The 25739-nt window shown below is 59.3% G+C and carries 19 protein-coding genes and 4 pseudogenes; 11 read left to right on the top strand and 12 right to left on the bottom strand.

Annotated elements, in window-relative coordinates; all coding sequences use genetic code 11:
• Positions 1–68: 68 nt before the first annotated feature.
• The 4 genes from AC3IX4_RS06285 to AC3IX4_RS06270 all read right to left on the bottom strand — a co-directional run bounded on the left by AC3IX4_RS06285 (position 69) and on the right by AC3IX4_RS06270 (position 5269).
• Positions 69–1043, bottom strand: a complete 975-nt coding sequence (locus AC3IX4_RS06285; protein WP_489259732.1) for an asparaginase — start codon at positions 1041–1043, stop codon at positions 69–71.
• Positions 1040–2239 carry a hypothetical protein gene (locus AC3IX4_RS06280; protein WP_489259731.1) on the bottom strand — a complete coding sequence of 400 codons (1200 nt, stop codon included), beginning with the start codon at positions 2237–2239 and terminating at the stop codon, positions 1040–1042. The genes AC3IX4_RS06285 and AC3IX4_RS06280 overlap by 4 nt, the downstream gene beginning before the upstream one ends.
• 10 nt (positions 2240–2249) lie before the next feature.
• On the bottom strand, positions 2250–3146 hold the full coding sequence (locus AC3IX4_RS06275; RefSeq protein WP_489259730.1) for a nitrilase family protein: 897 nt from the start codon (positions 3144–3146) through the stop codon (positions 2250–2252).
• A 170-nt stretch (positions 3147–3316) separates the two neighbouring features.
• A complete protein-coding gene (locus tag AC3IX4_RS06270) occupies positions 3317–5269 on the bottom strand; it encodes a flavin monoamine oxidase family protein (protein WP_489259729.1) in 1953 nt (650 codons plus the stop codon).
• Between the two features lie 198 nt (positions 5270–5467).
• On the opposite strand from AC3IX4_RS06270, the pseudogene AC3IX4_RS06265 reads away from it, so the two are divergent.
• Both AC3IX4_RS06265 and AC3IX4_RS06260 read left to right on the top strand, forming a co-directional pair.
• Positions 5468–5720 (top strand): annotated as a pseudogene (locus AC3IX4_RS06265) (formate/nitrite transporter family protein); the annotation flags it as partial.
• Positions 5721–5933: 213 nt separating this feature from the next.
• Positions 5934–6047, top strand: a pseudogene (locus AC3IX4_RS06260) (formate/nitrite transporter family protein); the annotation flags it as partial.
• Between the two features lies 1 nt (position 6048).
• On the opposite strand, the gene AC3IX4_RS06255 reads toward AC3IX4_RS06260, so the two are convergent.
• Complete coding sequence (locus AC3IX4_RS06255) at positions 6049–7158, bottom strand: MBL fold metallo-hydrolase (protein WP_489259728.1); 1110 nt, start codon at positions 7156–7158, stop codon at positions 6049–6051.
• A 215-nt stretch (positions 7159–7373) separates the two neighbouring features.
• Between AC3IX4_RS06255 and AC3IX4_RS06250 the strand changes: the two are divergent.
• A pseudogene (locus tag AC3IX4_RS06250) lies at positions 7374–7607 on the top strand (hypothetical protein); the annotation flags it as partial.
• A gap of 177 nt (positions 7608–7784) precedes the next feature.
• Complete coding sequence (locus AC3IX4_RS06245; protein WP_489259727.1) at positions 7785–8966, top strand: GAF domain-containing sensor histidine kinase; 1182 nt, start codon at positions 7785–7787, stop codon at positions 8964–8966.
• A 109-nt stretch (positions 8967–9075) separates the two neighbouring features.
• On the opposite strand, the gene AC3IX4_RS06240 is transcribed toward AC3IX4_RS06245, so the two are convergent.
• From AC3IX4_RS06240 to AC3IX4_RS06220, 5 genes and pseudogenes are all read right to left on the bottom strand, one after another.
• Positions 9076–9936: an efflux RND transporter periplasmic adaptor subunit gene (locus tag AC3IX4_RS06240; RefSeq protein WP_489259726.1), complete on the bottom strand. Its 861-nt coding sequence runs from the start codon at positions 9934–9936 to the stop codon at positions 9076–9078.
• 11 nt (positions 9937–9947) lie between these two features.
• The gene (locus AC3IX4_RS06235; protein ID WP_489259725.1) at positions 9948–10154 is read right to left on the bottom strand and encodes a DUF1656 domain-containing protein; all 207 of its coding nucleotides are present in this window, start codon (positions 10152–10154) and stop codon (positions 9948–9950) included.
• Positions 10141–12129 (bottom strand): annotated as a pseudogene (locus AC3IX4_RS06230) (FUSC family protein). Before AC3IX4_RS06230 ends, AC3IX4_RS06235 begins: the two are co-directional and overlap by 14 nt.
• A gap of 296 nt (positions 12130–12425) precedes the next feature.
• Positions 12426–12584 (bottom strand): hypothetical protein, encoded by a 159-nt coding sequence (locus AC3IX4_RS06225; protein ID WP_489259724.1) that lies wholly within the window; start codon positions 12582–12584, stop codon positions 12426–12428.
• A 62-nt stretch (positions 12585–12646) separates the two neighbouring features.
• Positions 12647–12982, bottom strand: coding sequence for an aspartate-semialdehyde dehydrogenase (locus tag AC3IX4_RS06220; protein WP_489259723.1), 336 nt, complete (start codon positions 12980–12982; stop codon positions 12647–12649).
• A 186-nt stretch (positions 12983–13168) separates the two neighbouring features.
• On the opposite strand from AC3IX4_RS06220, the gene rapA reads away from it, so the two are divergent.
• Positions 13169–16015, top strand: coding sequence for an RNA polymerase-associated protein RapA (gene rapA / locus AC3IX4_RS06215; protein WP_489259722.1), 2847 nt, complete (start codon positions 13169–13171; stop codon positions 16013–16015).
• 671 nt (positions 16016–16686) lie between these two features.
• Positions 16687–18981, top strand: a complete 2295-nt coding sequence (locus tag AC3IX4_RS06210; protein WP_489259721.1) for a putative bifunctional diguanylate cyclase/phosphodiesterase — start codon at positions 16687–16689, stop codon at positions 18979–18981.
• Here AC3IX4_RS06210 and AC3IX4_RS06205 read toward each other — a convergent pair.
• Entirely contained in the window at positions 18872–19768 is an 897-nt protein-coding gene (locus AC3IX4_RS06205) for an NAD(P)-dependent oxidoreductase (RefSeq protein WP_489259720.1), read from the bottom strand. The two genes, AC3IX4_RS06210 and AC3IX4_RS06205, sit on opposite strands and share 110 nt — an antisense overlap.
• A gap of 230 nt (positions 19769–19998) precedes the next feature.
• Complete coding sequence (locus AC3IX4_RS06200; RefSeq protein ID WP_489259719.1) at positions 19999–20304, bottom strand: DUF2288 domain-containing protein; 306 nt, start codon at positions 20302–20304, stop codon at positions 19999–20001.
• Positions 20305–20672: 368 nt separating this feature from the next.
• Between AC3IX4_RS06200 and AC3IX4_RS06195 the strand changes: the two genes are divergently transcribed.
• The 5 genes from AC3IX4_RS06195 (at position 20673) to AC3IX4_RS06175 (ending at position 25669) form a co-directional block, all read left to right on the top strand.
• Positions 20673–21800 carry a branched-chain amino acid ABC transporter substrate-binding protein gene (locus AC3IX4_RS06195; RefSeq protein ID WP_489259718.1) on the top strand — a complete coding sequence of 376 codons (1128 nt, stop codon included), beginning with the start codon at positions 20673–20675 and terminating at the stop codon, positions 21798–21800.
• Positions 21801–22026: 226 nt separating this feature from the next.
• Positions 22027–22950 carry a high-affinity branched-chain amino acid ABC transporter permease LivH gene (livH, locus tag AC3IX4_RS06190; RefSeq protein ID WP_489259717.1) on the top strand — a complete coding sequence of 308 codons (924 nt, stop codon included), beginning with the start codon at positions 22027–22029 and terminating at the stop codon, positions 22948–22950.
• Complete coding sequence (locus AC3IX4_RS06185; RefSeq protein ID WP_489259716.1) at positions 22947–24203, top strand: high-affinity branched-chain amino acid ABC transporter permease LivM; 1257 nt, start codon at positions 22947–22949, stop codon at positions 24201–24203. Before livH ends, AC3IX4_RS06185 begins: the two co-directional genes overlap by 4 nt.
• On the top strand, positions 24200–24967 hold the full coding sequence (gene livG, locus AC3IX4_RS06180; RefSeq protein WP_489259715.1) for a high-affinity branched-chain amino acid ABC transporter ATP-binding protein LivG: 768 nt from the start codon (positions 24200–24202) through the stop codon (positions 24965–24967). The genes AC3IX4_RS06185 and livG overlap by 4 nt, the downstream gene beginning before the upstream one ends.
• The gene (locus AC3IX4_RS06175; RefSeq protein WP_489259714.1) at positions 24968–25669 is read left to right on the top strand and encodes an ABC transporter ATP-binding protein; all 702 of its coding nucleotides are present in this window, start codon (positions 24968–24970) and stop codon (positions 25667–25669) included.
• Positions 25670–25739 lie beyond the last annotated feature (70 nt).

Here is a 25739-nt window from a genome sequence, read left to right as displayed (position 1 = left end):
CGAGGATTTTACGCAGGCTCGCCACGACTCGGTATCGAAATCAGACCAGTCTTACGGCGTTTCAGGTTTTACAGGTGGTTTTTCACCTCATGCTGCAAGGCATTGCCAATCAGCACCCACAACAATACCCGACATTTTCTCGGGCAAAGCTCACCCGCCATCACGGCGCCCCTGGCTTGCAGGTCTATCTCGCCGCCGACAAATCCATAAGCGCTGGTGGCAGTAGCGCCGGCTCCGGTGCGTGATGCGACGATCACCGGTATCTGAAGCGCGGCATCCTCGATGCACTGGGCCCAGTCCACAGAAACATGCCCTGCGCCGAATCCGGCAATCACCGCCCCTTCATAGCCCACGGCCACCAGATGCCGAATCAAAGCGGTGTCCGCGCCCAGACACGCTTCGAGCAGCGCGACCTTGTGGTCTAGCCGCTTGGGGATGGGCAACGTCACGCGCGCTGCGGGCGGGTAGAGATAGTGGACGCCGCCTTCCACAACCCGGCCACTGGGCCCGTAGCCTGGTGAAGTAAAAGCCTGGAGCGCCAGGCTATCGGTTTTACGCACCCGCGCGGCGCTGTGAATCTGGTCGTTCATCACCACTTGCACGCCGCGCCCACGGCTATGGGGTGCTGCCGCCACTGCGACGGCGGCCATCAGGTTGGCGGGGCCGTCGCTGCCGGGCTTGCCGGCCGAGCGCATGGCACCGGTAAGGACCAGCGGGGCATCGAGGTCCCAGAGCAGGTCGAGCAGCCAGGCACTTTCCTCCATCGTGTCGGTGCCCTGGGTCAGCACCACCCCCTGGGCGCCCTCTTCGACCCGGTATCTGGCCCACTGCAGCACGCCCAATAACCGGACGAAGTCCAGCGAGGCGCTGGGCAGCAAACAAAGCGTTTTGACCGACGTTTGAGCAAGGCTTGCCAAGGCCGGCAGCGCAGCCAGCATGGCTTCGCCGCTGACACTGGGCAACACGCCAGCGCCCGGTTCGGGGGCGAGCATGCTGACGGTGCCGCCCAGGGCGCCGATGGCGATCAAAGGTAGGCTCGTCATGCCGAAACTCCTGGCAACAGCCCCAACCCTGGCACGATCAAGGCGGTGCTCAAGGCCATCGAAGTGACATTACCGATGTAGCCGTGCATGTGGCTTGGCAAGCGCTGGCTGATGGCGACAGCCAGCGGCGGAGCGATCAATGCACCCAGGCTTGCGCTCAACACGATGACTTCCCAGCCGCCCCCCAATGTCAAAACGGCAGCGGGCACGACTGACACAATCGGGATGTAAGTGGGATACCACCCCAGCTCCATCCACTGCCGCCGCCACATCAGCACGCCTATGAGCGAAGCCAGGGCCTGGCCCGCGATCATTTCCAGCAGCAGCTGCGAGCCATAAGCGGGGCTTGCCGAATTGAGCAGGTACGCCAACAAAACACCCAACAGCAAGCCGATACTGGCCAGTTCGTTGCCGAAGAACGGGGCCTCGGTGAAGTCCGCCAACACACGGCGCAGGCTCCAGACGAAACCGTAACGGGTTTCGACTGGCATGAGCGGCAGCGACGTTTGAGGGCAAGGGAGGGGCGCTGACTCAACCAGTTTCGGAAAGCGGCGACACACCACAAAGGCAATCACACTCCCGAGCGCCATGCCTGCGACGTTACCGATGACCGCTGGCAACCCTAATGGGCCGCAGAGGTAATTGACCAACAGCAGGCACATCGGCGCGACCAGCAGAGCCCCCATCACGGCCCCGGTAACCGCCACTCTCCAGCCACGCCCGAACATCAGCACCATGGCCGCAGGCAAAGAGACAAAGGCCACGAAGGTCGGCTGCCAGGCGCCGTATTTCAGTGTCCAGCCCCACAGTACATGGCTGAGCAAAAGCCCAAGCAGAGAACTGATCACCAGCCACGGCCACAGCCCGGTCCCGTAACTGATGGCAAAACCCTGCCAGCGTTTGCCGCGCCGGTTTGCCCAATGGGCGATGCCCGCGCCGGCCAATAGCCCGAACGCTGCCAGCTCATGCTTGTAGAAGGCGACTTCGCTGATGTCGCCCACGATCCAGCGCAAGCGCGCCAATGGGTCATGCAGGTTGTCCATCATGCCCGTATAGCCAGGCCAGAGCGGCGCGTTTGAGATGGGTAAACGCCCACCTGCAATCTCGAGCAGCACAATGACCCCAGCCCCCATCAGCACGCTGGCCAGCAACATCAACCAGGTGTTGCGTTGGGTTTTGTCGATGAAGTTGATCATTCCCCACCTCCTAGCGCGGTAGCGCTGGATGCTGGGTGTACCCGAGCATGGGTCCGTAGAGATCGGTGCGGCGATCGCGCAACAGGTCGTTGAGGTTGTTCCAGACCGGTGCGCTGCGGGCGCTGGTGAGGTCGACGTCGGCATAGAGGATGCATTCATCCTCGGCGCCTGCGATATCGCTGATCGGCCAGCCGCTGGTACCCGCTATCAGTGAGCAGCCCAAAAATCGCGAGCTGCGTTCGATGCCCGTGCGATTGGCCGCCGCAATAAAGACATTGTTGACATGCGCCGCGGTGATGGTGAGGTACGAGGCCATGCACTTGCCGCTGGCATCGAACAATGGGGGTGGCGTCCACACCCAGTTATTCAGGCTGCAGATGATGTCGGCGCCTTGCTGTGCCAATAGGCGTGGCACTTCGGGAAACCAGATGTCCCAACAGATCAACAGCCCAATACGGCCGATGGGCGTGTCGAACACCGGAAAACCCAGGTCTCCCGGCGTGAACCAGAGCTTTTCCTGGTTCCACAGGTGAGCCTTGCGGTACTTGCCGATAAATCCGTCCGGCCCCACCAGTACAGCGGTGTCGTAAAGCCGAACCCCATCGCGCTCGACAAGCCCCGCGGCCAGATAGACTTTGTAGCGCGCCGCGAACTCCAGCCATGCGTCAACGCTGTGGCCACCCGGCACGGCTTCGGCATGCAGGAAGGCTTCTTCGCGAGAGCGAAAGGTGTAGCCGGTACTGGCAAGCTCCGGCAGCACAATCAGATTAGCCCCTGCCCTGGCCGCTTCTTCAGCGAGCACCATGGTGTGGGTGAGGTTGTAATCGGTGTTTTCAGTACCCACCTGCGGGTTGAACTGGATAACGGCAATGCGTACGGGGCTGATGGCGGCGGTCGCGTCTGGCATAGGATTGATCTCGTATTGTTATGAGGAGGCACTCCAATTGAATGCCTCTCCATTAACGACCCACCCAATTAAATGTACAAGTCAGACAAATCCCGTAATTACGTGGGAGATGTTTGTAGGAAATTGGAGCTTCACCGAGAGAAATCAGACGCTAAATATTAATATTTTTACTACTCATCGATACGGTATTCCGGGTACACCTCCATTGAAAATCCACCATTGAATGCAGCGTTAGTCGTGTGACAAATATTGATCACGGCATCCACCGCGGTACGCAAACAAGGTTCCGTCCACCCTGCATCCATCGAAAACGACTCACCGACAAAATAAACCCCAGACAGTGCAGACAAATCACGGTTGTACTTCATCAAGCCAAGCGCATCGTAGTAAGTGCCAGCGCGGTACAACTTGGCACATCCCAATGAGTTCTTGTCGGTCATCCATCGCTGTACGCGAGCATTGCGGATATCGATATAAGGCGAAATAGGCGTTTGAATATTGCCGCACCGCATCAAGATGCGATCAAGTTCCTTGGTGCATTTCTTGACCAAGGCTTGATCACTGAAAGACGCAAGCTTGGTGGCATCGTCTTCCCAGGTGTAACTGAGCAAGATGCAATCGTAGGCGTAGTGTTCGTTATAGCGATACGCATAAACATCATGGATAAAGCTGTCGGTGATGAGAATCTGCGGTATGCCTGTGTGTTTGCGTAAAAAGCTCTTCTTGAGCGGTGCGTAGACTTTACAACTGGTTTCCCAATGCGCCGTCTTGTAGGCATTGATGACGTTGAACGGGAGCATCGTGGGGGTAAAATTTTCCAGCTGGACCTGGGTTTCTATCAACCATGAAGGCAGCGTGACAATCACTGAATCAAAGTCTTCTTTAAGCGATTGCTTGTTTGAGGGGTTGCTGATGTTCCAATCAAAATGAACCCGTACTTCACCACTGGACAACTTGCTCAACCGAGTGACGCAAGCGTCAGTCAAAAGACCCTCATCACGCGCCACCAAATGCTCATAAAGCGAACCTTCGCGTGTATCAATGCCTTTGAACAAAAGGCTTTCGTCCAGCGCCGCCAACCCTATGTAAGTAGGCGACTCAAAGCGTAACCCCTTGCTGTCATAAACCGTGTTGGCTTCAAGGAACGGCGCAGGCAGCGGTGCACCCTGTTCGTCCACGCAGCCGTGAACCAATTGCAAATGGCTGCTGAAACCGAAAATGGCCGTTCGTAGCGGGTACAGGCAACACACGTCATAGAACGCCCCCCAACTTCCATCTCCGATACCGATGGCGTAAAAAATAGCCGACTCAGCGCTATCCATTCCAAGGCCACCGAAGTCACCCGGCGCTTCTGGGCTCCAGCCTTCAATGGCGGGCAGCCTGACCAGATCACGAAACGAAAGCGCCTGATAACGCCTGACGATCGCCTCCCAACGTTGCTCCCATTCGGACGTTCCGTACACAGCAGCCACGTGCTCTGTCATGCGCTCGGCAAAGGCCAGCCACTTGCCATGAACCCGCTGGAGTATTTCGGTGGGCGGGGGTGTCTGGCCATCGGAGTTGGTCCAGATCAGCATTGCCGGGTTGTCAGGATCTTCCAGCGTACCTTCCTGCAAATAGATACCGGTTGAAGTGACCCACGGAGTACCGGGATTGGGAAAGTCCGAAAGGCGCAAATCGAACAGTCCGGCGTAATAGGCCATCAATGAGCGACCGTCCTTCGGCGGCTCTCCCGTACGATTGAAGAATGGCATTCTCATCGCCCCCATTTCGAAGGGCGTCGACGGCGCTGCATCACGAGAAGATTTGTTGTGTACGGTCAAATGGCGACCACCGATACGCTGGGACTGCTCAATCAAGGTGATATGAGTAAACCCGCATCGCAGTAATTCACGGGCAGCCGTAAGGCCAGTCACACCCGCACCGACAATACAAATCCGGTGATCTGATTGAGTGGCAGCGGCGACTCCACCTCCCTGCTCAAGTAGTTGCCGATAGTCAAAGCAAAGGTCTGGAGGATTGGGGAAACGTCCCGCCCAATTAGGCGCGGACCTGCGAACACGTGGCGCAGTCAGACGTGCTGATATATCTGCGGGATGATTGAAAGATGAGCCAATTGTCACGGTTAGATGTCCTTATCGGAAAAGATTCAGATTGCCCGAGGGGGCGGCCTGATCTTGTCGTCTGGGAACTTGCCGAGGTCTTATATGTTTATCGGGGCTGCCCCGCAGCCCATCGCAACCGGGGCCGCGCCCGCAACTAAATCCCCCTCGAACCACTCTGAACTGCAATGCCCCCATCCGTTGCAGGCACGCCCATGACGCCTATGGACGGTGGTGTTGGTGGGTAACCTGGCGGGAACGCTGCTGGTGTCGTTCGTGATGCTGGAACTGCCGATCTTCGACCCCAAGACCGACGCCGCCTTTCTGGAAATTGGCCACAAAGTCATGAAAAACGACACCTATCAGATGTTTTCCAAAGGCATCGTGTCTGGCTGGATGATCGCCACCATGGGCCGGCGAGGTCGGCTGGAAAGACTTCTGGTTGGGCTTTGCCGCCCCGACGCTGGTAGGCAGGTATTCCACCGGCCGAGGTAGGAGCCGAGCTTGCTCGCGAGGCGTCATACCTGACACACCGCGGTGGCTTCATCGCCGGCAAGCCGTGCTCCTACCGGACGGTATTCCACCGGCCAAGGTAGGAGCCGAGCTTGCTCGCGAGGCACCATACCTGACACACCGCGGTGGCTTCATCGCCGGCAAGCCGTGCTCCTACCGACCGGTATTCCACCGGTTCATCGGCGGCAGCTTTATCTTTGCCCTGATAAGCCACGCCCAAATTCGCAGCGACACCTCACCGCCGCCCGAGTGTACTCCCGCACGCCAAGACGACGAAAAGCGTTGAATCACTTGCCGACGGCGACGGTTTCGCAGGTTGGGGCGCCAGCGGTATAAGGCGAAGCAGCCCACCACCCCGTCCCCGCCTGCGGAGCTGCCAGGCTGACACGCTCGCCCATTTGCGGCGTAGTCACCGGAACCTGCCTGGCGGTCGCCAAGGCGACGATACGCTCGAAGGGCTCGCGCCACGGGTGGGTGGACAGGTCGAACGTGCCATTGTGGATCGGCAACAGCCAGCGGCCTTGAACATCCAGGTGCGCCTGCAGGCTTTGCTCTGGCTGCATATGCACGTTGGGCCAGTTGACGTTGTAGGCGCCGGTTTCCATCAGGGTCAGGTCGAAAGGCCCATAGTGTTCGCCGATTTGCTTGAAGCCGTCGAAATAGCCGCTATCGCCACTGAAAAACAAGCGAAGATCGTCATCAATCATCACCCAGGAAGCCCACAGCGTACTGTTGCTGTCGAACAACCCGCGCCCGGAAAAATGCTGGGAAGGTGTGGCAGCAAATCGGATGCCCTCAACCTCGGTTTCCTGCCACCAGTCCAATTGACGGACTTTTTCGGCCGGCACGCCCCATTCGATCAGCCGATTTCCCACACCCAGCGGGGCGAGGAAGTGCTCGGCCTTGCCAGCAAGGGCTTTGACGGCCTGCTCGTCGAGATGGTCGTAATGGTCGTGAGACAAAATGACCGCAGTCAGGGGCGGTAATTCGGCCAGCGCCAGTGGCGGTTGGTGAAAGCGTTGCGGCCCGGCCCACTGCACGGGCGAGGCGCGCTCGGCGAACACCGGGTCGGTAATGAAGAAACGATTACGCAGCTTGAGCAATAGTGTCGAATGCCCCAGCCGCCACAAGCTCCGGTCGGGTGCTGCCAACAATTGCGCCTGGGTCAGCGGTTGGACCGGGATGGGTTGGCTTGGCCGGGTATCGGCGGGTTTGCTCAAGAACAGAAACTTGAACCCAATGCGCAGCTTTTTCAGGAAGCCGTCTGCCGGCAGCGTGGCCATGTTCAGAAAGCGGCCCTCACGCTGCTTTGCCGGTTGCAAAACGATCTGCTTGCCGGCCTCCACGGGTGAATGTGCCATAAGCAATACGACTCCCATAGACAGGAAAACTTTCATACAGCCTCCAATTATTATGGAGGAAGGGATAGAGAATACGCCGACACCCCGATAAACGAAGTCCTCAACCGTGACAAAAGATGAATGTTGCCACCGCCTCTCCTTCGGTCGCCTATCCTGACTGAGAAGTGATGGGATGAACGCACCGCGGATTGCCTGATGCACTGCGGTGTGTTCATCGCGGCTAAAGCCGGCTCCTACCTGGCATTGGGGCACTCGACGGCCTGGCCAGCAGCGGCCCGCAGGATTCGAATCTGCGCTGCGCCTATCGGGATCAACACAAGCAATTGCGCTTTTGCCGCGTCTCGGCGCGGGCCATTGCGCACGATCAACAACTGATCGGTTTTCGAGGTACTGCCAGCGATATTACCGATGAAGTGGCCGCCCATGCCCGTATCGCCCACTTATCGATGCTCGATGCACCAAGGACAAATGCCACGAGGTACAAGGCTTTTACCTGAGCCGGCCGGTGGATAGACAAGCGATCGAGCACTTGCAGCGCAACACGAACCATCTCAGCGTCAGTTGAGCCTCAGTTAATTGCACAACAGCCCAGGTTGCTGGCTAGACTGAACACTCGGGGGCGCGCTTGCGCCCGTTTGCCAGCCTGACGAAGTGGATCGCCCATGGGGAATTCCGCCATCACCGCCGACATCGCAACCATAAGCCGGATCAACGCAGTGCCCGCGATTCTTCAAGTGATCTGCGAGACCACAGGCATGCGCTTTGCCGCCGTGGCTCGGGTCAGCGAAAATCACTGGACGGCCTGCGCGGTGCTCGACAATTTGGGTTTTGGCTTGAAGGTGGGAGGTGAGCTGGAGCTGGCCACCACGCTGTGTAATGAAATTCGCAGCTCACATCAGACCATCGTGATCGACAAGGCCAGTGAGGATAACCAGTACTGCGAACACCTCACACCTCGCCTCTACAAATTCGAAAGCTATATTTCAGTGCCGGTATTTCGCACCGATGGCACGTTTTTCGGCACCATTTGCGCACTGGACCCTAATCCGGCCCAGCTCAAGAACAGCCCGATCCAACTCATGATGGAGTCCTTTGCGCGGTTACTGGCCATCCAGATTGAAAGCGATGAAAAACTACAGATCACCGAGGCCGAGTTACAAGAGGAGCGCGCGGTCGCCGAGATACGCGAACAATTCATTGCCGTACTCGGCCATGACTTGCGTAACCCGCTGTTCGCCATTTCCGCGGGCGCCGAACTGCTGTTGCGCAAAATTGAAGATGAGAAAAGCCGAACCATCCTTCTGCATATTCTCACCAGTAGCAAGCGGGCTGCACAGTTGGTCTCGGACGTTCTGGACTTTGCCCGCGGCCGCCTGGGCAGCGGCATCCATCTGAATATCCAACCCTGCCCTGACCTGGCCGACGCGTTGATCCATGTGGTTTCAGAAATTCAGCGGGTGCATCCAGAACGCCTGATCCGCCTGCGTATTGGCGACCTACAGAACGTGCTGTGCGACCGCGAGCGTCTCAGCCAAGTACTGTCCAACCTTGTTTCCAACGCCATCAACCATGGCGCCGAGGACGGGGCGGTGGATGTGGCAGCCGAAATCATCGACCAGGTATTGGTGATCGGCGTGCATAACCAGGGCGAGCCGATTCCGGCAGCCATCATGGCGCAACTGTTCCAACCCTTTGCTCGACGCAAGGGAGACTCACCGCAAAGCGGCCTGGGTCTAGGCCTGTACATCGCCAATCAGATCGCCCTGAGCCATGGGGGACGCATGGAAGTGGTGTCCAGCAGCGAGGCCGGCACCCTGTTTACCTTCCGCCTACCCCTCCTGTAGGAGCCGGTGGTCCGGCATTCCGGTTTAGCCGCGATGAACGCGCCGCGGTCCTGACTGATTACCGCGGTGATGCCATCGCGATGGTCCGGCATTCCGGCAAGCTCTGCTCCTACAGGGCGTCTATCACCCGCACACTCGCGGTCATCCCGGCGCTCAGCTTTATATCCTTGGGTACATTTTCAAGCGTGATCCGCACCGGTATGCGCTGGGCCAGCCGTACCCAGTTGAAGGTCGGTTCGACCTGCGCCAACAATTGCCCGTCGGGGGTGGCGTTGCGGTCGGTAATGCCGCGGCTGATGCTCTCAACCTTGCCCTGGATCGGCTCGCCGGCGCTCATCAGCCAGACCTTCACCGGCGCGCCGACCTCAATGCGCGGTAATTTGGTTTCTTCGAAATAGGCCTGGATGTAGAAGGTCGAGTCGTCCACCAGTGCCATCACCGCCTGCCCGGCATTGACGTAGTTGCCTGCGGCCAGGCGCAGGTTGGTGATATGGCCGTTGCGCGGGGCATGCACTTCGCTGCGGGCGAGGTTGAGCTCAGCCACCTTGACCTCGGCCTGGGCTTCGCGATATTCGGCACGGGCAATGGCAGCGTTGATCTGAGCGTTTTCGCGCAGCTCTGCGCTGATCGCCTGCGGCCCCAGCGCCGCCCGGCGAGAAGCTTCGTGCTCACGCAGGCGCAACTGCGCCTGACGGGTGTCGGCCACGGCATTGGCTTTTTCCAGCGCGGCCTGGAAACGATCACGATCGATCGACAACAGCAGGTCACCCGCCTTGACCTCCTGGTTATCGTAGACCTTCAGCTCACGTACCCAGCCAGACACATCCGGCGCAATCACGGTGACATCCGCGCGCACTCGCGCGTCGCGCGTCCAGGGCGAAAGCATGTAGTACTGCCAGAGATAAAACCCGGCAAACAGGGCAACGACCACCACACACAAGGTGACTAAGACACGTACAAATGTACGCATGTTCAAACTCCTTATAAGGGCCCCAGCACATGGGTCACCAAGGCCAGCAAACAAACAAACAACGCACTGTCGAACAACGCTTCATGCCAGATCCAGCGCCCCAATGACGTCAGGCGGATCAACAGTCGCGCAGCCCCTGTCAGCAACAGGGCCAACAGCACGTACACCAGAAACGGGCTCAGCAGCACGCCACCCAAGGCCCACTCACGCAATCCCATGTATTTCCTCCTGCTGGCGACACCATTTGCGCCAGCTGCGTTGCAATTGCAGCACCGCACCTTCAGCCAACCGCAGCGCATCATTGGCGGGCTGTTGCCGGATGGCACTGATGAAGCGGGTGCTGGCATCGTCCAAATCATTCGCATGATCGCCCACCGGGCCTGCGGCCAAGACCTGCTCCAGCGTCACTAGATAATCGCGCTCAGGTCCTTTCAGGGGGGCTTGGGCTATCGCCAGGCACATGCGCAAATGCAAGAGCTCGTCGCCCAGGTCCAGGCTGTGCCAGCCTTCATCCCAGCGAGTACGCTCAGATTCGGGCAAGGCGTTGAACTGATGGGCCAGTTGCAGGACACGATCGGCCATGCGCCCGCCAAACCAGGTTTCGGCACCGCGCAGATCACGATAGGTCAGGCGCACAAGATCGGTCATGGTCGCCGCACGCAAGCGCCTGCTATGCCAGGCCGGGTGATGCAAAACCACCAACCTGAAGGCCAGCACCGCCGTCGCCACGCCAAACACCATCGCCTGGCCGCTGTTCAGAAAACTGGCGACATCGAAGGTCATGTGGTTGAGCGGTGACACCAGGATGATGAAGTGCAGCGAATAGGACGTCGCCGTGGCGCCAATGCGTGGGTTGGCCATCCCCAGCGCTCCCAGAAACAACGGCACCCCCATTCCCAGGCAGAGCATGGCAAAACTGCTCCATTGCGGCAGCAGTATCTGCCCAACCAGAAAGGCCACCGGCAACGCCAGGAAGATGCCGCGTAAAAAGCTCATGCCAATCTGGGCACCATTTTCGCGGCTGGCAAACAAGCTGCACACCACACAGGTCAGCACCAACCCGCCCGGCGCCGACACCCAGCCGGTGGCCATCCAGAAACTGGCCATGGCCAGAAATGCCAAGGCGCTGCGCGAGCCGAATAACAGCGCCATTGGCACGTCCCTGTGCACCGCCAGGCTGTCGGGCAGGTCGGCCGGGGCCTTGCCCTCTTCCACGGCATGCAGGGCCAAGGTCGTGGCCATGGCGTTGTCGAGGAGCAGGGCCAAGCGGGCCAGGCAATAATGTTCGGCGCTGCTACTGGTCTCATCCTGAGCGGCATCCCAAACCCGTTGGCGCAACAACAAGAAGGTCGGTTGGTCAGGGTTGGTCAGCGCCACATCGACTTCGGCAAACCAGGGAGCCAACCGTGCGGCTTCCGTTGCGTCGAGTTGACGCCACTGGCGCCGCACTGAACGGGAGATACGCAGCAAAATCAGCAATTTTTGGCTCAGGGCGCGAACCGCCCGGCCACGTTCCCGGCCAACAGTGCCTTCAAACCAGGCGTGCTCGCGCTGTGAGTCAACCGCTACGATGCGCCCCAGGATTTCCAGCAATCCCTTGCGCCCCTGCTCTTCGCCGATCAACGCCGCACGAGCAGCCTGCATGCCACTCATCCAAGCCTGGCGTGCTTGGCTTGCCAATTGTTTTTCCACCCGCAACGGCCAGATCAAGGCGCTGGTGGCCGTAGCGCAGACGATTCCCAGGCAAATTTCGGTGCAACGCGCGACCGCTTGGTCAAAGACCGCCAACGGTGTATTGACCGACGGCAAGGCGATGATCGCCACGGTGTAGCCGGCCAACACGAAGGAATAGGCCCAGGCGCTGCGCATCAGGGTCGAGCAGGCCGTACACAAGGCCAGCCAGAGCGCCAGGGCAAAAAGGAACAATCACGGCGTCTGGGCAAACAAACCGATAAAGACAACTGACATAAAGGTGCCAACCAGGGTTCCCAACAGCCGCGCCAGCCCTTTCTGCACCACCATGCCCGACAGCGGCTGGGCGACGATAACAGCGGTCATCAGTGCCCAGGTCGGCTGCTCAAGCCCCCACCGCAAGGCCAGCCAAAGCGCAAGGCCAGCGCCGAGCAAGGTTTTCAGGGCGAATTGGAGGGCAAGTTTGTTGGGCGCAAGCAACGCCTGCAGGGTGATGGGCACGGGTTGGACCTTGGTGAATGACAACCTAACGATAGACAGAGAACAGCGCCGAGCGTTGGAAACACAAATTATTAGCTAGCTAACTATCTGTAGCCGCTGCCGAAGGCTGCGATCGCACGCTCAGCGGGCGCGCGATCGTCAGACCGCCATTGGCAACCCTGACGGGTTGCATCGCAGCCTTCGGCAGCGGCTACAGCAGTCAGCAGTCAGCAGTCAGCAATGGGGAAATTGACCGATCGATGAGGCTTATGGGTGAGCGCGAGAGGAGGATGCAGCACTGATCTGCCATCAATTATTCAGCGTTTTTTCGGCTTTTTCGGCTTTTTCTTCGGTTTGCCCAGCGGCATCGCCTGCTCGAAAGCCTGGCGCACTTCCTTCAGGCGTTTTTCATTGAGGTCGTGTACGCGCTTGGCGCGCTCGCTGCTGAGGTCGATCAGTTTGTCGTCTTGGCTCATGGCTCTGCACATTGGTTGCACGCAAGGCTCAATAATGCTCAATGCGGGCGCCGCTGGCCAGTCTAGACTTCGATATCGACAAGCAGGCCTTGCCGCGGCTCGCCATCAATCAGGGGGGCCACCGGCACGGTGTTGTCCGCGTTGAGCTCATCGCCAGGAATCGCCAGATAGGAATCGCCACCCTGCTTGCCCAGGTTGCCCTGGCCACGCTGCTGACGCTGTTGCTCCTCGCGCAGTAGCAAGGCGGCCTCGCGCGGGTCGCGCTGCTTGAGGTCGATCGCGCCGTCACTGGAGGTCGGTTGCGCTGGCACCACGGGGGGAATGCTCGGGGCCTGCTTGACCGGGTCCAATTGCGAGGTGACCGGGATGACGCTCAACGGAATGATCGGCGGCAGCATGGTTGGGGCTCTCCTGTCTTGGGTCGGTCGGCGGTCAGCGGCAAAACTTGAACGGATAGACCGACCGGTCGTCCGCAAGTGCCGCAACCGCAAGTATCTTTGCTCAAGTACGGTGACGAGAGTCTTTGGCCTCAGGGGCCCGATCCGTTAACATAGTCGGCTTTTTCATGGCGGGAGACAGGCAGCATGGTGCAGCAGTATCAACCGGGGCAACGCTGGATTAGTGACAGCGAAGCTGAGCTGGGTCTCGGGACTATCCTGGCACAGGACGGTCGCTTGTTGACCGTGCTCTATCCGGCCACTGGCGACACTCGCCAGTATGCATTGCGCAACGCGCCGCTGACCCGCGTGCGCTTCTCGCCGGGCGACACCATTACCCATTTCGAAGGCTGGAAAATGACCGTGCGCGAAGTCGAGGACATCGACGGGCTGCAGGTCTACCACGGTCTCAATGCCCAGAACGAAGCCTGCACGCTGCCGGAAACCCAGCTGTCGAACTTCATCCAGTTCCGCCTGGCCAGTGACCGCCTGTTCGCCGGGCAGATCGACCCGCTGGCCTGGTTCTCGCTGCGCTACAACACCCTGGAACACACCAGCCGCCAGTTGCAGTCTTCGCTCTGGGGCCTGGGGGGCGTGCGCGCCCAGCCGATTGCACACCAGTTGCACATCGCCCGCGAAGTGGCCGACCGGATCGCACCACGGGTTTTGCTGGCGGATGAAGTAGGCCTGGGTAAAACCATCGAAGCAGGCCTGGTGATCCATCGCCAACTGCTGTCGGGTCGCGCCAACCGGGTGCTGATCCTGGTACCGGAAAACTTGCAGCACCAGTGGCTGGTGGAGATGCGCCGGCGTTTCAACTTGCAAGTGGCGCTGTTCGATGCCGAGCGTTTTATCGAAAGCGACGCCGACAACCCGTTCGAAGATGCCCAACTGGCACTGGTGGCCCTGGAATGGCTGACCGAAGACGAGCGAGCCCAGGATGCACTGTTCGCCGCTGGCTGGGACCTGCTGGTGGTCGACGAAGCCCACCATTTGGTCTGGCACGAGGATCAGGTCAGCCCTGAATACGCACTGGTCGAGCAATTGGCCGAAGTCATACCCGGCGTGCTGTTGTTGACCGCCACCCCGGAACAACTGGGCCAGGACAGCCACTTTGCGCGTCTGCGCCTGCTCGACCCAAACCGTTTCCACGACTTGGCCGCCTTCCGCGCCGAAAGCGAAAACTACCGCCCCGTGGCCGAAGCCGTGCAAGAGCTGCTCGACCAGGGCCGCCTATCGCCCAAGGCGCACGCTACGATCCAGGGCTTCCTGGGGGATGAAGGCGAAACCCTGCTCGGCGCCGTGGCCGATGGCGACACCGAAGCCAGCGCCCGCCTGATCCGTGAACTGCTGGACCGCCACGGCACCGGCCGCGTGCTGTTCCGTAATACCCGCGCCGCTGTTCAAGGCTTCCCGGAGCGCAAGCTGCATCCCTACCCGATGCCCAACCCCGACCAGTACATGGAGCTGCCGCTGGGCGAGCACGTCGACTTGTACCCGGAAGTCAGCTTCCAGGCCCAGGCCGAAACCAGCGACGAAGAGCGCTGGTGGCGTTTCGACCCGCGGGTGGAATGGCTGATCGATACCCTCAAGATGCTCAAGCGCGTGAAGGTCCTGGTGATCTGCGCCCACGCCGAAACCGCGATGGACCTGGAAGACGCCCTGCGCGTGCGCTCCGGCATCCCGGCCACGGTGTTCCACGAAGGCATGAACATTCTGGAGCGTGACCGCGCTGCCGCCTATTTTGCAGACGAAGAGTTCGGCGCCCAGGTGCTGATTTGCTCGGAAATCGGCAGTGAAGGCCGTAACTTCCAATTTTCCCATCACTTGGTGCTGTTCGATCTGCCTGCCCATCCGGACCTGCTGGAGCAGCGTATCGGCCGTCTGGACCGGATTGGCCAGAAGCACATCATCGAACTGCATGTGCCGCACCTGCAGAACAGCCCGCAGGAGCGTCTGTTCCAGTGGTACCACGAAGCGCTCAATGCCTTCCTCAATACCTGCCCAACCGGCAACGCCCTGCAGCACCGGTTCGGCTCGCGCCTGCTGCCGTTGCTTGAAAGCGGTGATGATGACGAATGGCAAGCGCTGGTCACTGAAGCCCGTACCGAGCGCGAGCGCCTGGAAGCCGAATTGCACACAGGCCGCGACCGTTTGCTGGAGCTCAATTCCGGTGGTGCTGGCGAAGGCCAGGCACTGGTTGAGGCGATCCTGGAGCAGGACGATCAGTTCACCCTGCCGATCTACATGGAAACCCTGTTCGACGCCTTCGGCATCGACAGCGAAGATCACTCGGAAAACGCCCTGATCCTCAAGCCGAGCGAAAAAATGCTCGACGCCAGCTTCCCATTGGGCGACGACGAAGGGGTGACCATCACCTACGATCGCAACCAGGCGCTGTCTCGCGAAGACATGCAGTTCATCACCTGGGAGCATCCGATGGTGCAAGGCGGTATGGACCTGGTGCTGTCCGGCTCCATGGGCAACACCGCCGTTGCGCTGATCAAAAATAAGGCACTCAAGCCGGGCACCGTTCTGCTTGAGCTGTTGTACGTCAGCGAAGTCGTCGCGCCGCGTGCCCTGCAACTGGGACGCTACCTGCCGCCAGCTGCCCTGCGCTGCCTGCTCGACGCCAACGGCAACGACCTGGCGCCTCGGGTAGCCTTTGAAACCCTGAACGAACAGCTTGAAAGTGTGCCAAAGGCGAGCGCCAACAAGTTCATCCAGGCCCAACGCGACAGCCTGGGGCCACGCATCAACGCTGGCGAGACCAAGGTGCTGCCGCGTCATACCGAGCGTGTGGCCGAAGCCCAGCGGCGCCTGGCGGCAGAAACCGATGAAGAACTGGCACGCCTGACCGCTCTGCAGGCCGTCAACCCGACCGTACGCAACAGCGAGATCGAAGCCCTGCGCAAGCAGCGTGAACAAGGGCTGGCTATGCTGGACAAAGCAGCGCTGCGCCTGGAAGCGATCCGAGTACTGGTCGCCGGCTGATCATGGTGGTCCGGCACTCCGATAAATCGGGGTGCATTTATCGCGGGTAAACCCGGCTCCTACACCGTCCGGTAGGAGCCAGCCTTGGCTGCGATGGCCATAGGTATCTACACAATTCTGGGGCAGCGCGGCTCTTGTAGCCGCTGCCGAGGTACGAGGCTGCGATCGGCGGCGAAGCCGTCGTAAATTCAGGCCCTTCGGTGTGCCTGATGGATTACGGTCTCAGGTTTTACGGCCGCTTCGCTGCCGATCGCAGCCTCGTACCTCGTCAGCGGCTACATTCGTAGCAGTAGACGAGTTCAGCGAGGCCAGGTCCGGGGACGTAGTCCTCGCAAAGCCTGTACTCGCGGTGTATCTGAATACTGAAGTGCCAGGTTTTACTACTGCTGCGCAGCCGGACGTGGCCTCGTTCTACTCGTCCACTGCTACGAAATGCAGTACACCAAAAGATGTGTAGATACCTATGCTGCGATGGCCACACCACGATCTATCAGGCCATTCGCGGCGAGTTCGTCGCAGACTACTATTTATTACTTTTTGTTAGGTCTTCTATTCCAAAATATTTGAAATCAAAGTGCCATCAACCAAGGAACTTTTGAGCACCGCCCTATACTTCGATGACAGGTCTGCTGGGAGCGGGGACCTTTCGATAGGCTCAAAATGGACATGCTATGGAATGGCTGGGGTTGAATCTTATTGTCGAGCATCCTCCGAGCGGGCAGGTGCTGATGGATTGCCGACACAATCTTTTTTTGCTGCTGCTGGCCTTCGGGGTAGCGTTTGCGGGCAGTTTTGCAACCTTGGATATGGCTGAACGCGCCAGCCAAGCGGAAGTGGGCAAGGCCCGGCGGCAATGGCGCCTATTGGGTGCCTGCTGCATTGCGGCGGGTATCTGGTCCATGCACTTCATCAGCATGCTGGCTTTCCAGGCCCCACTGGACATCCAGTATGACCTGCCGACCACTGCCGCTTCATTGATGGTCATGCTGCTGGCCGCTCTGCTCGCCATGAGCACCCTCTGCCAAGCAGAAATCAAAACGTTCGACTACGTGAAAGCATCCTTGCTGATCGGCCTGGGTATCGTCTCCATGCACTATCTGGGCATGGCCGCCATGATCTCCAACGCCGTGCAGTACTACCGCATGGACCTGGTCGTCCTGTCGCTCATCATTGCCGTCAGCGTCAGTTTGCTGTCCCTTCAACTGGGCCGGCACCTGAGTTCTGGCAGTGGTGCGCATCATCTGTGGCTTAAACTCAGCGCCAGCCTTGTGATGGGCGCAGGCCTCGTACTGACCCACTTCACCGGCATGTGGGCCATGACCTTGGTGGTGCCAACCGGTAGCAGCCTGGAAATAGCCAAAACCGCCAGCAATGGCCTCGAATTGAGCCTGACCATCGCCTTCATTACGTTATTGGTGATCGCCAGCAGCATCAGCGCGGCCTTTTCGGACAAAAAACTGCAAAGCAAGGAGCATGACCTTCGCCGCGTCAATGCGCTGCTGAGCCAGCTTGATCAGGCGCGGGTTTCGCTCCAACAAGTGGCCCATTACGACGTGCTGACCAACCTGATGAACCGCCGAGGTTTCAATCAGATGTTCGCCGAAAGGCTCGCCGAGCGCCAGGATGGCAGTGGCCGCATGCTCGCGGTGCTGTTTATGGACATTGATCACTTCAAACGAATCAACGACAGCCTGGGCCACGACGCCGGGGATGAAATGCTTAAAGTCATCGCCAGCCACATCAAGAGCGCCACTCGCAGCCATGAAGACGTGGTCGCACGGTTTGGCGGCGATGAGTTCTGCATTTTGATAGGCATCAACCATCGTGATGAGGCCCGGCATCTGGCCCAACGCATCATGCAAAAAATGAAAGAACCCATCGACCTGGCCGGCCGGCGCATGGTGATGACCACCAGCATCGGCATCAGCGTTTTCCCGGACGACGGCAACAGTTGCGAGGAATTGCTGAAAAACGCCGACCTGGCGCTCTATCAATCAAAGGGCAACGGGCGTAATCATCTGAATTTTTTCAGTGCCAGCCTCAAGACTCGGGCCACCCTGGAGTTGCAGCTGGAGGAAGAATTGCGCATCGCACTAGTGGAAGAGACTGGGCTTATGCTCTATTACCAGCCCATCTACGACCTGAAGACAGGTCAGGTTGCCAAGCTCGAAGCGCTGATCCGCTGGCAACACCCGCAGCATGGCCTGCTTAGCCCGGACCGTTTCATCGGCATCGCCGAAGCCAATGGCCTGATCGCCGAGCTGGACAGCTGGGTACTGCGTCGCGCGTGTCACGACCTCAGTCGCCTGAACCATAACGGCTGCGAACAACTGAAAATCACGGTGAACTGCTCGGCCCTGAATCTGTGCCGTGAAGACCTGCCAGACGAAATCGCTGACGCGCTCATGACCCATGGCGTTTCTGCACGCCGCCTGGAACTGGAGGTCACCGAAAACGCACTGATGGGCAGCATCGACACCACCATCAACTTACTCAAGAAAATCCGGGCGCTAGGGGTTTCGCTGTCTATCGACGACTTTGGTACCGGCTATTCATCGCTGGCCTACCTGAAGCAACTGCCGCTGAACACCCTGAAAATAGACCGCTCGTTTATTCAGGATATCTCCCGCTCTACCCAAGATTTGGAGATCGTCCAGGCCATTATCGCCATGGCCCATACGCTTCGGTTGCAGGTGGTGACCGAAGGTGTCGAAACGGTCCAGCAGTACGAACTTCTGGAGCGCTCAGGTTGCGACTTTGTACAAGGCTATCTACTCAGCCGACCGGTGAGCCTTCAGGACCTGCGGCCCATTCTCGATCGACTCAACCGCAGAAGCTACGGTGATGCACCTGACGTCAGTCCTGCTCCGGCGCTGCGCGGTATAGATGGACCAGTGTTGCGGGATCTTTTTCCAGATAACCCTGGCTCCCGTGCAAGCGCATCAGTTGTGCGGCCAATCCGCTGATGGGGGTCGAGGCCCCTTGCTCACGCGATAGCTTCACAGCGCCATCCAGGTCCTTGAGCAAGGTTCGCACATGCCACTTGATGGGCTCGAACCGGCTCTCGGCCATCTGCGGGGCCAGGATCTGCAGTGGCTTGGAGTCGGCAAAACCGCCGGCCAGGGCTTGGGCAAGCAGGGTTGCATCAACCCCCGACTGCTCGGCCAGGGCAACGACCTCGGCAATCACCAAGGCATTACAGGCCACGATCATCTGATTGCATGCCTTGGTCACCTGCCCCGCACCAATAGCCCCCATATGGGTCACCCGCTGGCCAAGGGTGAGCAGGATCGGCCGCACCCGCTCAAGATCCGCGGCCTCTCCCCCGACCATGATCGTCAGAGAGCCGGCCTGAGCCCCCGCAGTCCCCCCGGACACTGGCGTATCAAGCCAGGCCATGCCGCAGCGTGCCGCCAGCTCCGCGGCCATTTCCCGGGTGGCGGTGGGCTCAAGGCTGGAGAAATCCACCAACAATTGCCCTGCACGGGCGCCTTCGGCAACGCCTTGCGGGCCAAACACCACCTCCCGCACCACCGAGGTATCGGCCAGGCACAGCATCACAATGTCGGCGGCTTGGCACAATTGCGCGGGCGTCTCGACAACCTGCGCACCGGCAGCCACCAGAGGTGCGCACTTGTCCGCGGAGCGGTTCCATACCGTCACGGGGTATCCAGCAGCCAGCAATCGACGACACATGGGCAGGCCCATCAAACCGATACCAGCAAACGCCAATGAAGGTAATGCAGTGCTCATGAACAGCTCCTGTGAGATGAATAAAATCAGCGGGGCGCTCAATTAACCGTAATTAGCCGCGGGGCTGCAACGCTTAATTCATGCGTCGGTAAAGTTGCACTCGACATCGCTGTTACCGCCTCTGCTCTTTTAATCAACCCGATTGTTACCAAGCACCACTATTTGACTTTTCAGTCACGCACCATGACCGTTCTGGACAGTCTTTTTGCGCACCATAGTGGTGCGCCAATTCACTTCGCCCCACGCACCTGGATCAGGATAAAAGGCTTGACCACCACTGCCCAGATGTCGGGCGCGTCCTCGTAAAGGCTCAGCGCCTGCGAATCAGACAGCTTGGCCACAGTGCCCGCCGCATGCCATTGGGTAAAGTCTGCCTTGCGATCCTCGGTCATGGCCTCGGCCACCGCGATCAGATCCAATTCAGGCGCGACCCACAATAGGGCGCCCTGGGCAAAAAAGGGTTCTAACTCTTTCCAGGTAATTACTGCGGTTTCACCGAGCAGTTTGGCATAGAGGGTGCTAGGTTGTTCTGTCATGGGTTTCACCAAAAATCATTCGACGCGAATTCGGGTCGGTATTTTTGCAGAAAAACCCGGTTGCAAATAAGTGAATGAAGGAAAAGCTTGGAAAAGCAACGGATGCCACCGATAACAGGTCAAAAATCGCCGCTTTTCTATAACTTTCTTTCAACTAGGCGACACTCCAGTGAATTGCCCTCGGCAGCCAGCTTTTCAAGCGGCAAATCGGCGCTCTACACTGTACCGGTACAGTTGTCGGGGGGAATGACCGGAGATTTCAAGGTTTTGCACACGACTCGACACAGGTCGTTCGGTGGGCAAGCCTGATCCGGTCCTGCTGCTTTGGCCAACAGGACTATAAAAATTACAACATTGAGTGGAGCACTATGACTAAGGCTACTAAGCAGATTTCCAAACTGTTTGCCGCTATGGTTCTGGCTGGGATTGCCGGCCATTCGTTCGCTGCGGACACCATCAAGATCGGTATCGCCGGCCCTAAAACCGGCCCGGTGACCCAGTACGGCGACATGCAGTTCATCGGTGCGAAAATGGCCATCGAGCAGATCAACGCCAAGGGCGGTGTTGACGGCAAGATGCTCGAAGCCAAGGAATACGACGATGCGTGCGACCCTAAACAGGCCGTGGCCGTCGCCAACAAAGTGGTCAACGATGGCGTCAAGTTCGTGGTCGGCCACCTGTGCTCCAGCTCCACTCAACCGGCTTCGGATATCTACGAAGACGAAGGCGTGATCATGATCACCCCTGCCGCCACCAGCCCGGAAATCACTTCCCGTGGCTACAAAATGATCTTCCGCACCATCGGCCTGGACAGCGCCCAAGGCCCAGCGGCCGGCAACTACATCGCCGACCACGTCAAGCCGAAAGTCGTTGCTGTCTTGCACGACAAGCAGCAATACGGTGAAGGCATCGCCACCGCCGTGAAAAAAACCCTGGAAGGCAAGAACATCAAGGTGGCCGTGTTCGAAGGCATCAACGCCGGCGACAAGGACTTCTCCTCGATCATCCAGAAGCTCAAGCAAAACAACGTCGACTTCGTCTACTACGGCGGCTACCACCCAGAGCTGGGCCTGATCCTGCGTCAAGCGCAGGAAAAAGGCGTGAAAGCCAAGTTCATGGGCCCTGAAGGCGTCGGCAACGACTCTATCTCGCAAATTGCCCAAGGTGCTTCCGAAGGCCTGCTGGTGACCCTGCCGAAGTCGTTTGACACCGATCCTGAGAACAAGGCCCTGGTCGATGCCTTCGCCGCCAAGAAGCAAGACCCGACTGGCCCATTTGTGTTCCCAGCCTACTCAGCAGTTGAAGTGATTGCCGAAGGTATCAAGGCAGCCAAGACCGAAGACACCGCCAAGGTGGCTGAAGCCATCCATGCCGGCAACTTCAAGACCCCGACTGGCACCTTGTCGTTCGACAAGAATGGCGACTTGAAAGACTTCAAATTTGTGGTCTACGAGTGGCACTTCGGCAAGCCTAAAACCGAAGTCTCCCCGCAGTAATCGGGACTGACGCTTGATAAAGCCCACTGTGAAAGCAGTGGGCTTTGTTTTACGAAAGTATATGGGCCGACGTCCCGTGATCCGGGAACCGGTTCACCTGAAAATCTCAAAACCGTCACCAGCGGTTCGCTGGCCAATGCCTGCGCCCCCGTAGCTCAAGGCTACGTTGCCAGGCTGGAACATGACTCCACCAGTGAAATGCGTACAGGTTTTTAGGAGCGCTGTAATGCCTGAGATCTATCACTTCTTCCAACAGCTGGTTAATGGCCTGACCATTGGCAGCACCTATGCCTTGATAGCCATTGGCTACACAATGGTTTACGGCATCATTGGAATGATCAACTTCGCCCACGGCGAGGTCTACATGATTGGTTCCTACGTGGCCTTCATCGCCCTCGCCGGGCTGGCCATGCTGGGTCTGGACTCCCTGCCGCTGCTCATGACCGCTGCTTTTCTGGCGACCATCGTGGTCACCAGCGCCTACGGCTATAGCATCGAACGGGTTGCCTACCGCCCCCTGCGCGGCAGTAACCGCCTGATCCCACTGATTTCCGCCATCGGCATGTCGATCTTCCTGCAGAACACGGTGTTGTTGGCCCAGGACTCCAAGGACAAATCGATTCCAAACCTGATTCCGGGGAGCTTCTCCTTCGGTCCAGGCGGTGCCGAGGAAGTCCTGATTTCCTACATGCAGATTCTGGTGTTCGTGGTCACGCTCATTGCCATGACCGGGCTCACCTTGTTCATCTCCCGCTCGCGCCTGGGCCGGGCCTGCCGGGCCTGCGCCGAAGACATCAAGATGGCCAACCTGCTCGGCATCAATACCAACAACATCATCGCCCTGACCTTCGTCATTGGTGCGGCCCTGGCCGCCGTGGCGGCTGTACTGCTGAGCATGCAGTACGGCGTGATCAACCCTAACGCCGGCTTCCTGGTGGGCCTGAAGGCCTTCACCGCGGCGGTGTTGGGCGGCATCGGCAGTATTCCGGGCGCCATGCTCGGCGGGCTGGTGTTGGGCGTGGCCGAAGCCTTCGGTGCCGACATCTTCGGCGACCAGTACAAGGATGTGGTGGCGTTCGGTCTCTTGGTTCTTGTGCTCCTGTTCCGGCCGACCGGCATCCTGGGCCGCCCGGAGGTTGAAAAAGTATGAATAAGCATCTTAAATCGGCGTTCTTCAGCGCCTTGTTGGTCTGGGCCGTGGCATTCCCGGTGCTGGGACTGAAACTGAGCATCGTCGGTATCCACCTGGAAGTGCATGGCCAGGGCGACCTGGCCCTGGGCGTCATTGCCCTGTGCTCGGTACTGATGTTTTTGCGGGTGCTCTTCAACGAGCAATGGAGTGCATTGTTCCGCTCCAGAAACCGCGGCCCCTTGGTACCGGCCAACGTCAGTCACTTCCTGACGCTGCCAAGCACTCAACGCTGGATCATCCTGGGGCTGATCGTCGCGGCGCTGGCGTGGCCGTTCTTCGGCTCGCGCGGTGCGGTCGACATCGCCACCCTGATCCTGATCTACGTGCTGCTGGGCCTGGGCCTGAACATCGTGGTTGGCCTGGCAGGCTTGCTGGACTTGGGTTACGTCGGCTTCTATGCCGTCGGTGCCTACACCTACGCCCTGCTCTCGCACTACTACGGGCTGAGCTTCTGGATCTGCCTGCCGCTTGCCGGCCTGATCGCTGCCACGTTCGGTTTCTTGCTGGGCTTCCCGGTGCTGCGCCTGCGGGGTGACTACCTGGCGATCGTAACCCTGGGCTTCGGGGAGATCATCCGCCTGTTCCTGCGTAACCTCACCGACCTCACCGGCGGCCCGAACGGCATCAGCAGCATTCCCAAACCCACCTTCTTCGGCCTCACCTTCGACCGCACCGCGGCCGAGGGCCTGCAGACCTTTCACGAGTTCTTCGGCACCGAATACAACTCGATCAACAAGGTGATCTTCCTCTACCTGGTGGCCCTGCTGTTGGCCTTGTTGGCGCTGTTCGTGATCAACCGCCTGCTGCGCATGCCGATCGGCCGTGCCTGGGAAGCGCTGCGCGAAGACGAGATCGCCTGCCGTGCGTTGGGGCTCAACCCGACCGTCATCAAACTCTCGGCCTTCACCCTGGGCGCCTGCTTCGCAGGTTTTGCCGGCAGCTTCTTTGCCGCTCGCCAGGGCCTGGTCACGCCCGAGTCGTTCACCTTTATCGAGTCGGCGATCATTCTCGCCATCGTGGTACTGGGCGGCATGGGCTCGCAGTTGGGAGTGATCCTGGCGGCGGTAGTGATGATTCTGCTGCCTGAATTGATGCGTGACTTCAGTGAGTACCGCATGTTGATGTTTGGCGCCTTGATGGTGCTGATGATGATTTGGCGTCCACAAGGACTGCTGCCCATGCAACGTCCTCACCTGGAGCTGCGCCAATGAGCCAGAACATTCTGCAAGTCAGCGACCTGAGCATGCGCTTTGGCGGCCTGCTGGCCGTCAATGGCGTGGCCTTGAGCGTCAAAGAGAAACAAGTCGTGGCCCTGATCGGCCCTAACGGCGCCGGCAAGACCACTGTCTTCAACTGCCTGACCGGCTTCTACAAGCCCAGCGGCGGTACGATCCTGCTCGACGGCCAGCCTATCCAGGGCCTGGCCGGCCACCAGATTGCCCGCAAGGGCGTGGTGCGCACCTTCCAGAACGTTCGCCTGTTCAAGGAAATGACGGCGGTCGAGAACCTGCTGATCGCCCAGCACCGGCACTTGAACACCAACTTCTTCGCGGGCCTGCTCAAGTCCCCCAGCTTTCGTCGAAGCGAACGCGAGGCCATGGAGTACGCCCAGTTCTGGCTGGACAAGGTCAACCTCACCGAGTTTGCCAACCGCCCGGCTGGCACCCTGGCCTACGGCCAGCAACGGCGCCTGGAGATCGCTCGCTGCATGATGACCCGCCCACGGATCCTCATGCTCGACGAACCCGCAGCCGGCCTGAACCCCAAGGAAACCGAAGACCTCAAGGCGCTGATCAGCACCTTGCGTGAAGAACACAACGTTACCGTGCTGCTGATCGAGCACGACATGAAACTGGTCATGAGCATTTCCGACCACATCGTCGTGATCAACCAGGGCACGCCGCTGGCCGATGGCACACCGGAACAGATCCGGGGCAATCCTGAAGTGATCAAAGCCTACCTGGGGGAAGCGTAAATGCTGCAGTTCGAAAACGTTTCCACCTTCTACGGCAAGATCCAGGCGCTGCACAGCGTCAACGTGGAAATCCGCCAGGGCGAGATCGTCACCCTGATCGGTGCCAACGGCGCGGGCAAGTCAACCCTGCTTATGACGCTTTGCGGCTCACCCCGGGCCCACAGTGGCAGCATTCGCTACCTGGGCGAGGAGCTGGTCGGCCAGGAGTCGTCGCAGATCATGCGCAAGAGCATCGCCGTGGTCCCGGAAGGCCGTCGGGTATTTGCGCGCCTGACGGTTGAAGAGAATCTCGCGATGGGCGGCTTTTTCACCGACAAGGGCGATTATCAGGAGCAGATGGACAAGGTCCTGCAATTGTTCCCGCGGCTCAAGGAGCGGTTTAGCCAGCGTGGCGGCACCATGTCTGGCGGCGAGCAGCAAATGCTCGCAATCGGCCGGGCCCTGATGAGCAAGCCCAAGCTGCTGCTGCTCGACGAACCGTCGCTGGGCCTGGCGCCCATCATCATCCAGCAGATCTTCGACATCATCGAACAGCTGCGCAAGGATGGCGTGACGGTGTTCCTGGTTGAGCAGAACGCCAACCAGGCCCTGAAAATCGCCGACCGGGCCTATGTACTGGAAAACGGCCGGGTGGTCATGGAGGGGACCGGTGAAGCGCTGCTGACCGACCCTAAAGTGCGCGAGGCTTACCTGGGCGGCTGATCGCTCGGGTAGGAGCCAGCCTTGCAGACTGTGTGAAAACCTAGCAATTTTCGCAGCGATTCAAGAAAAT

This window comes from Pseudomonas sp. KH_021, from assembly GCF_057838865.1.
The sequence above is the reverse complement of the archived record's forward strand: the minus strand, read 5'-3'. Positions and strand labels throughout refer to the sequence as shown.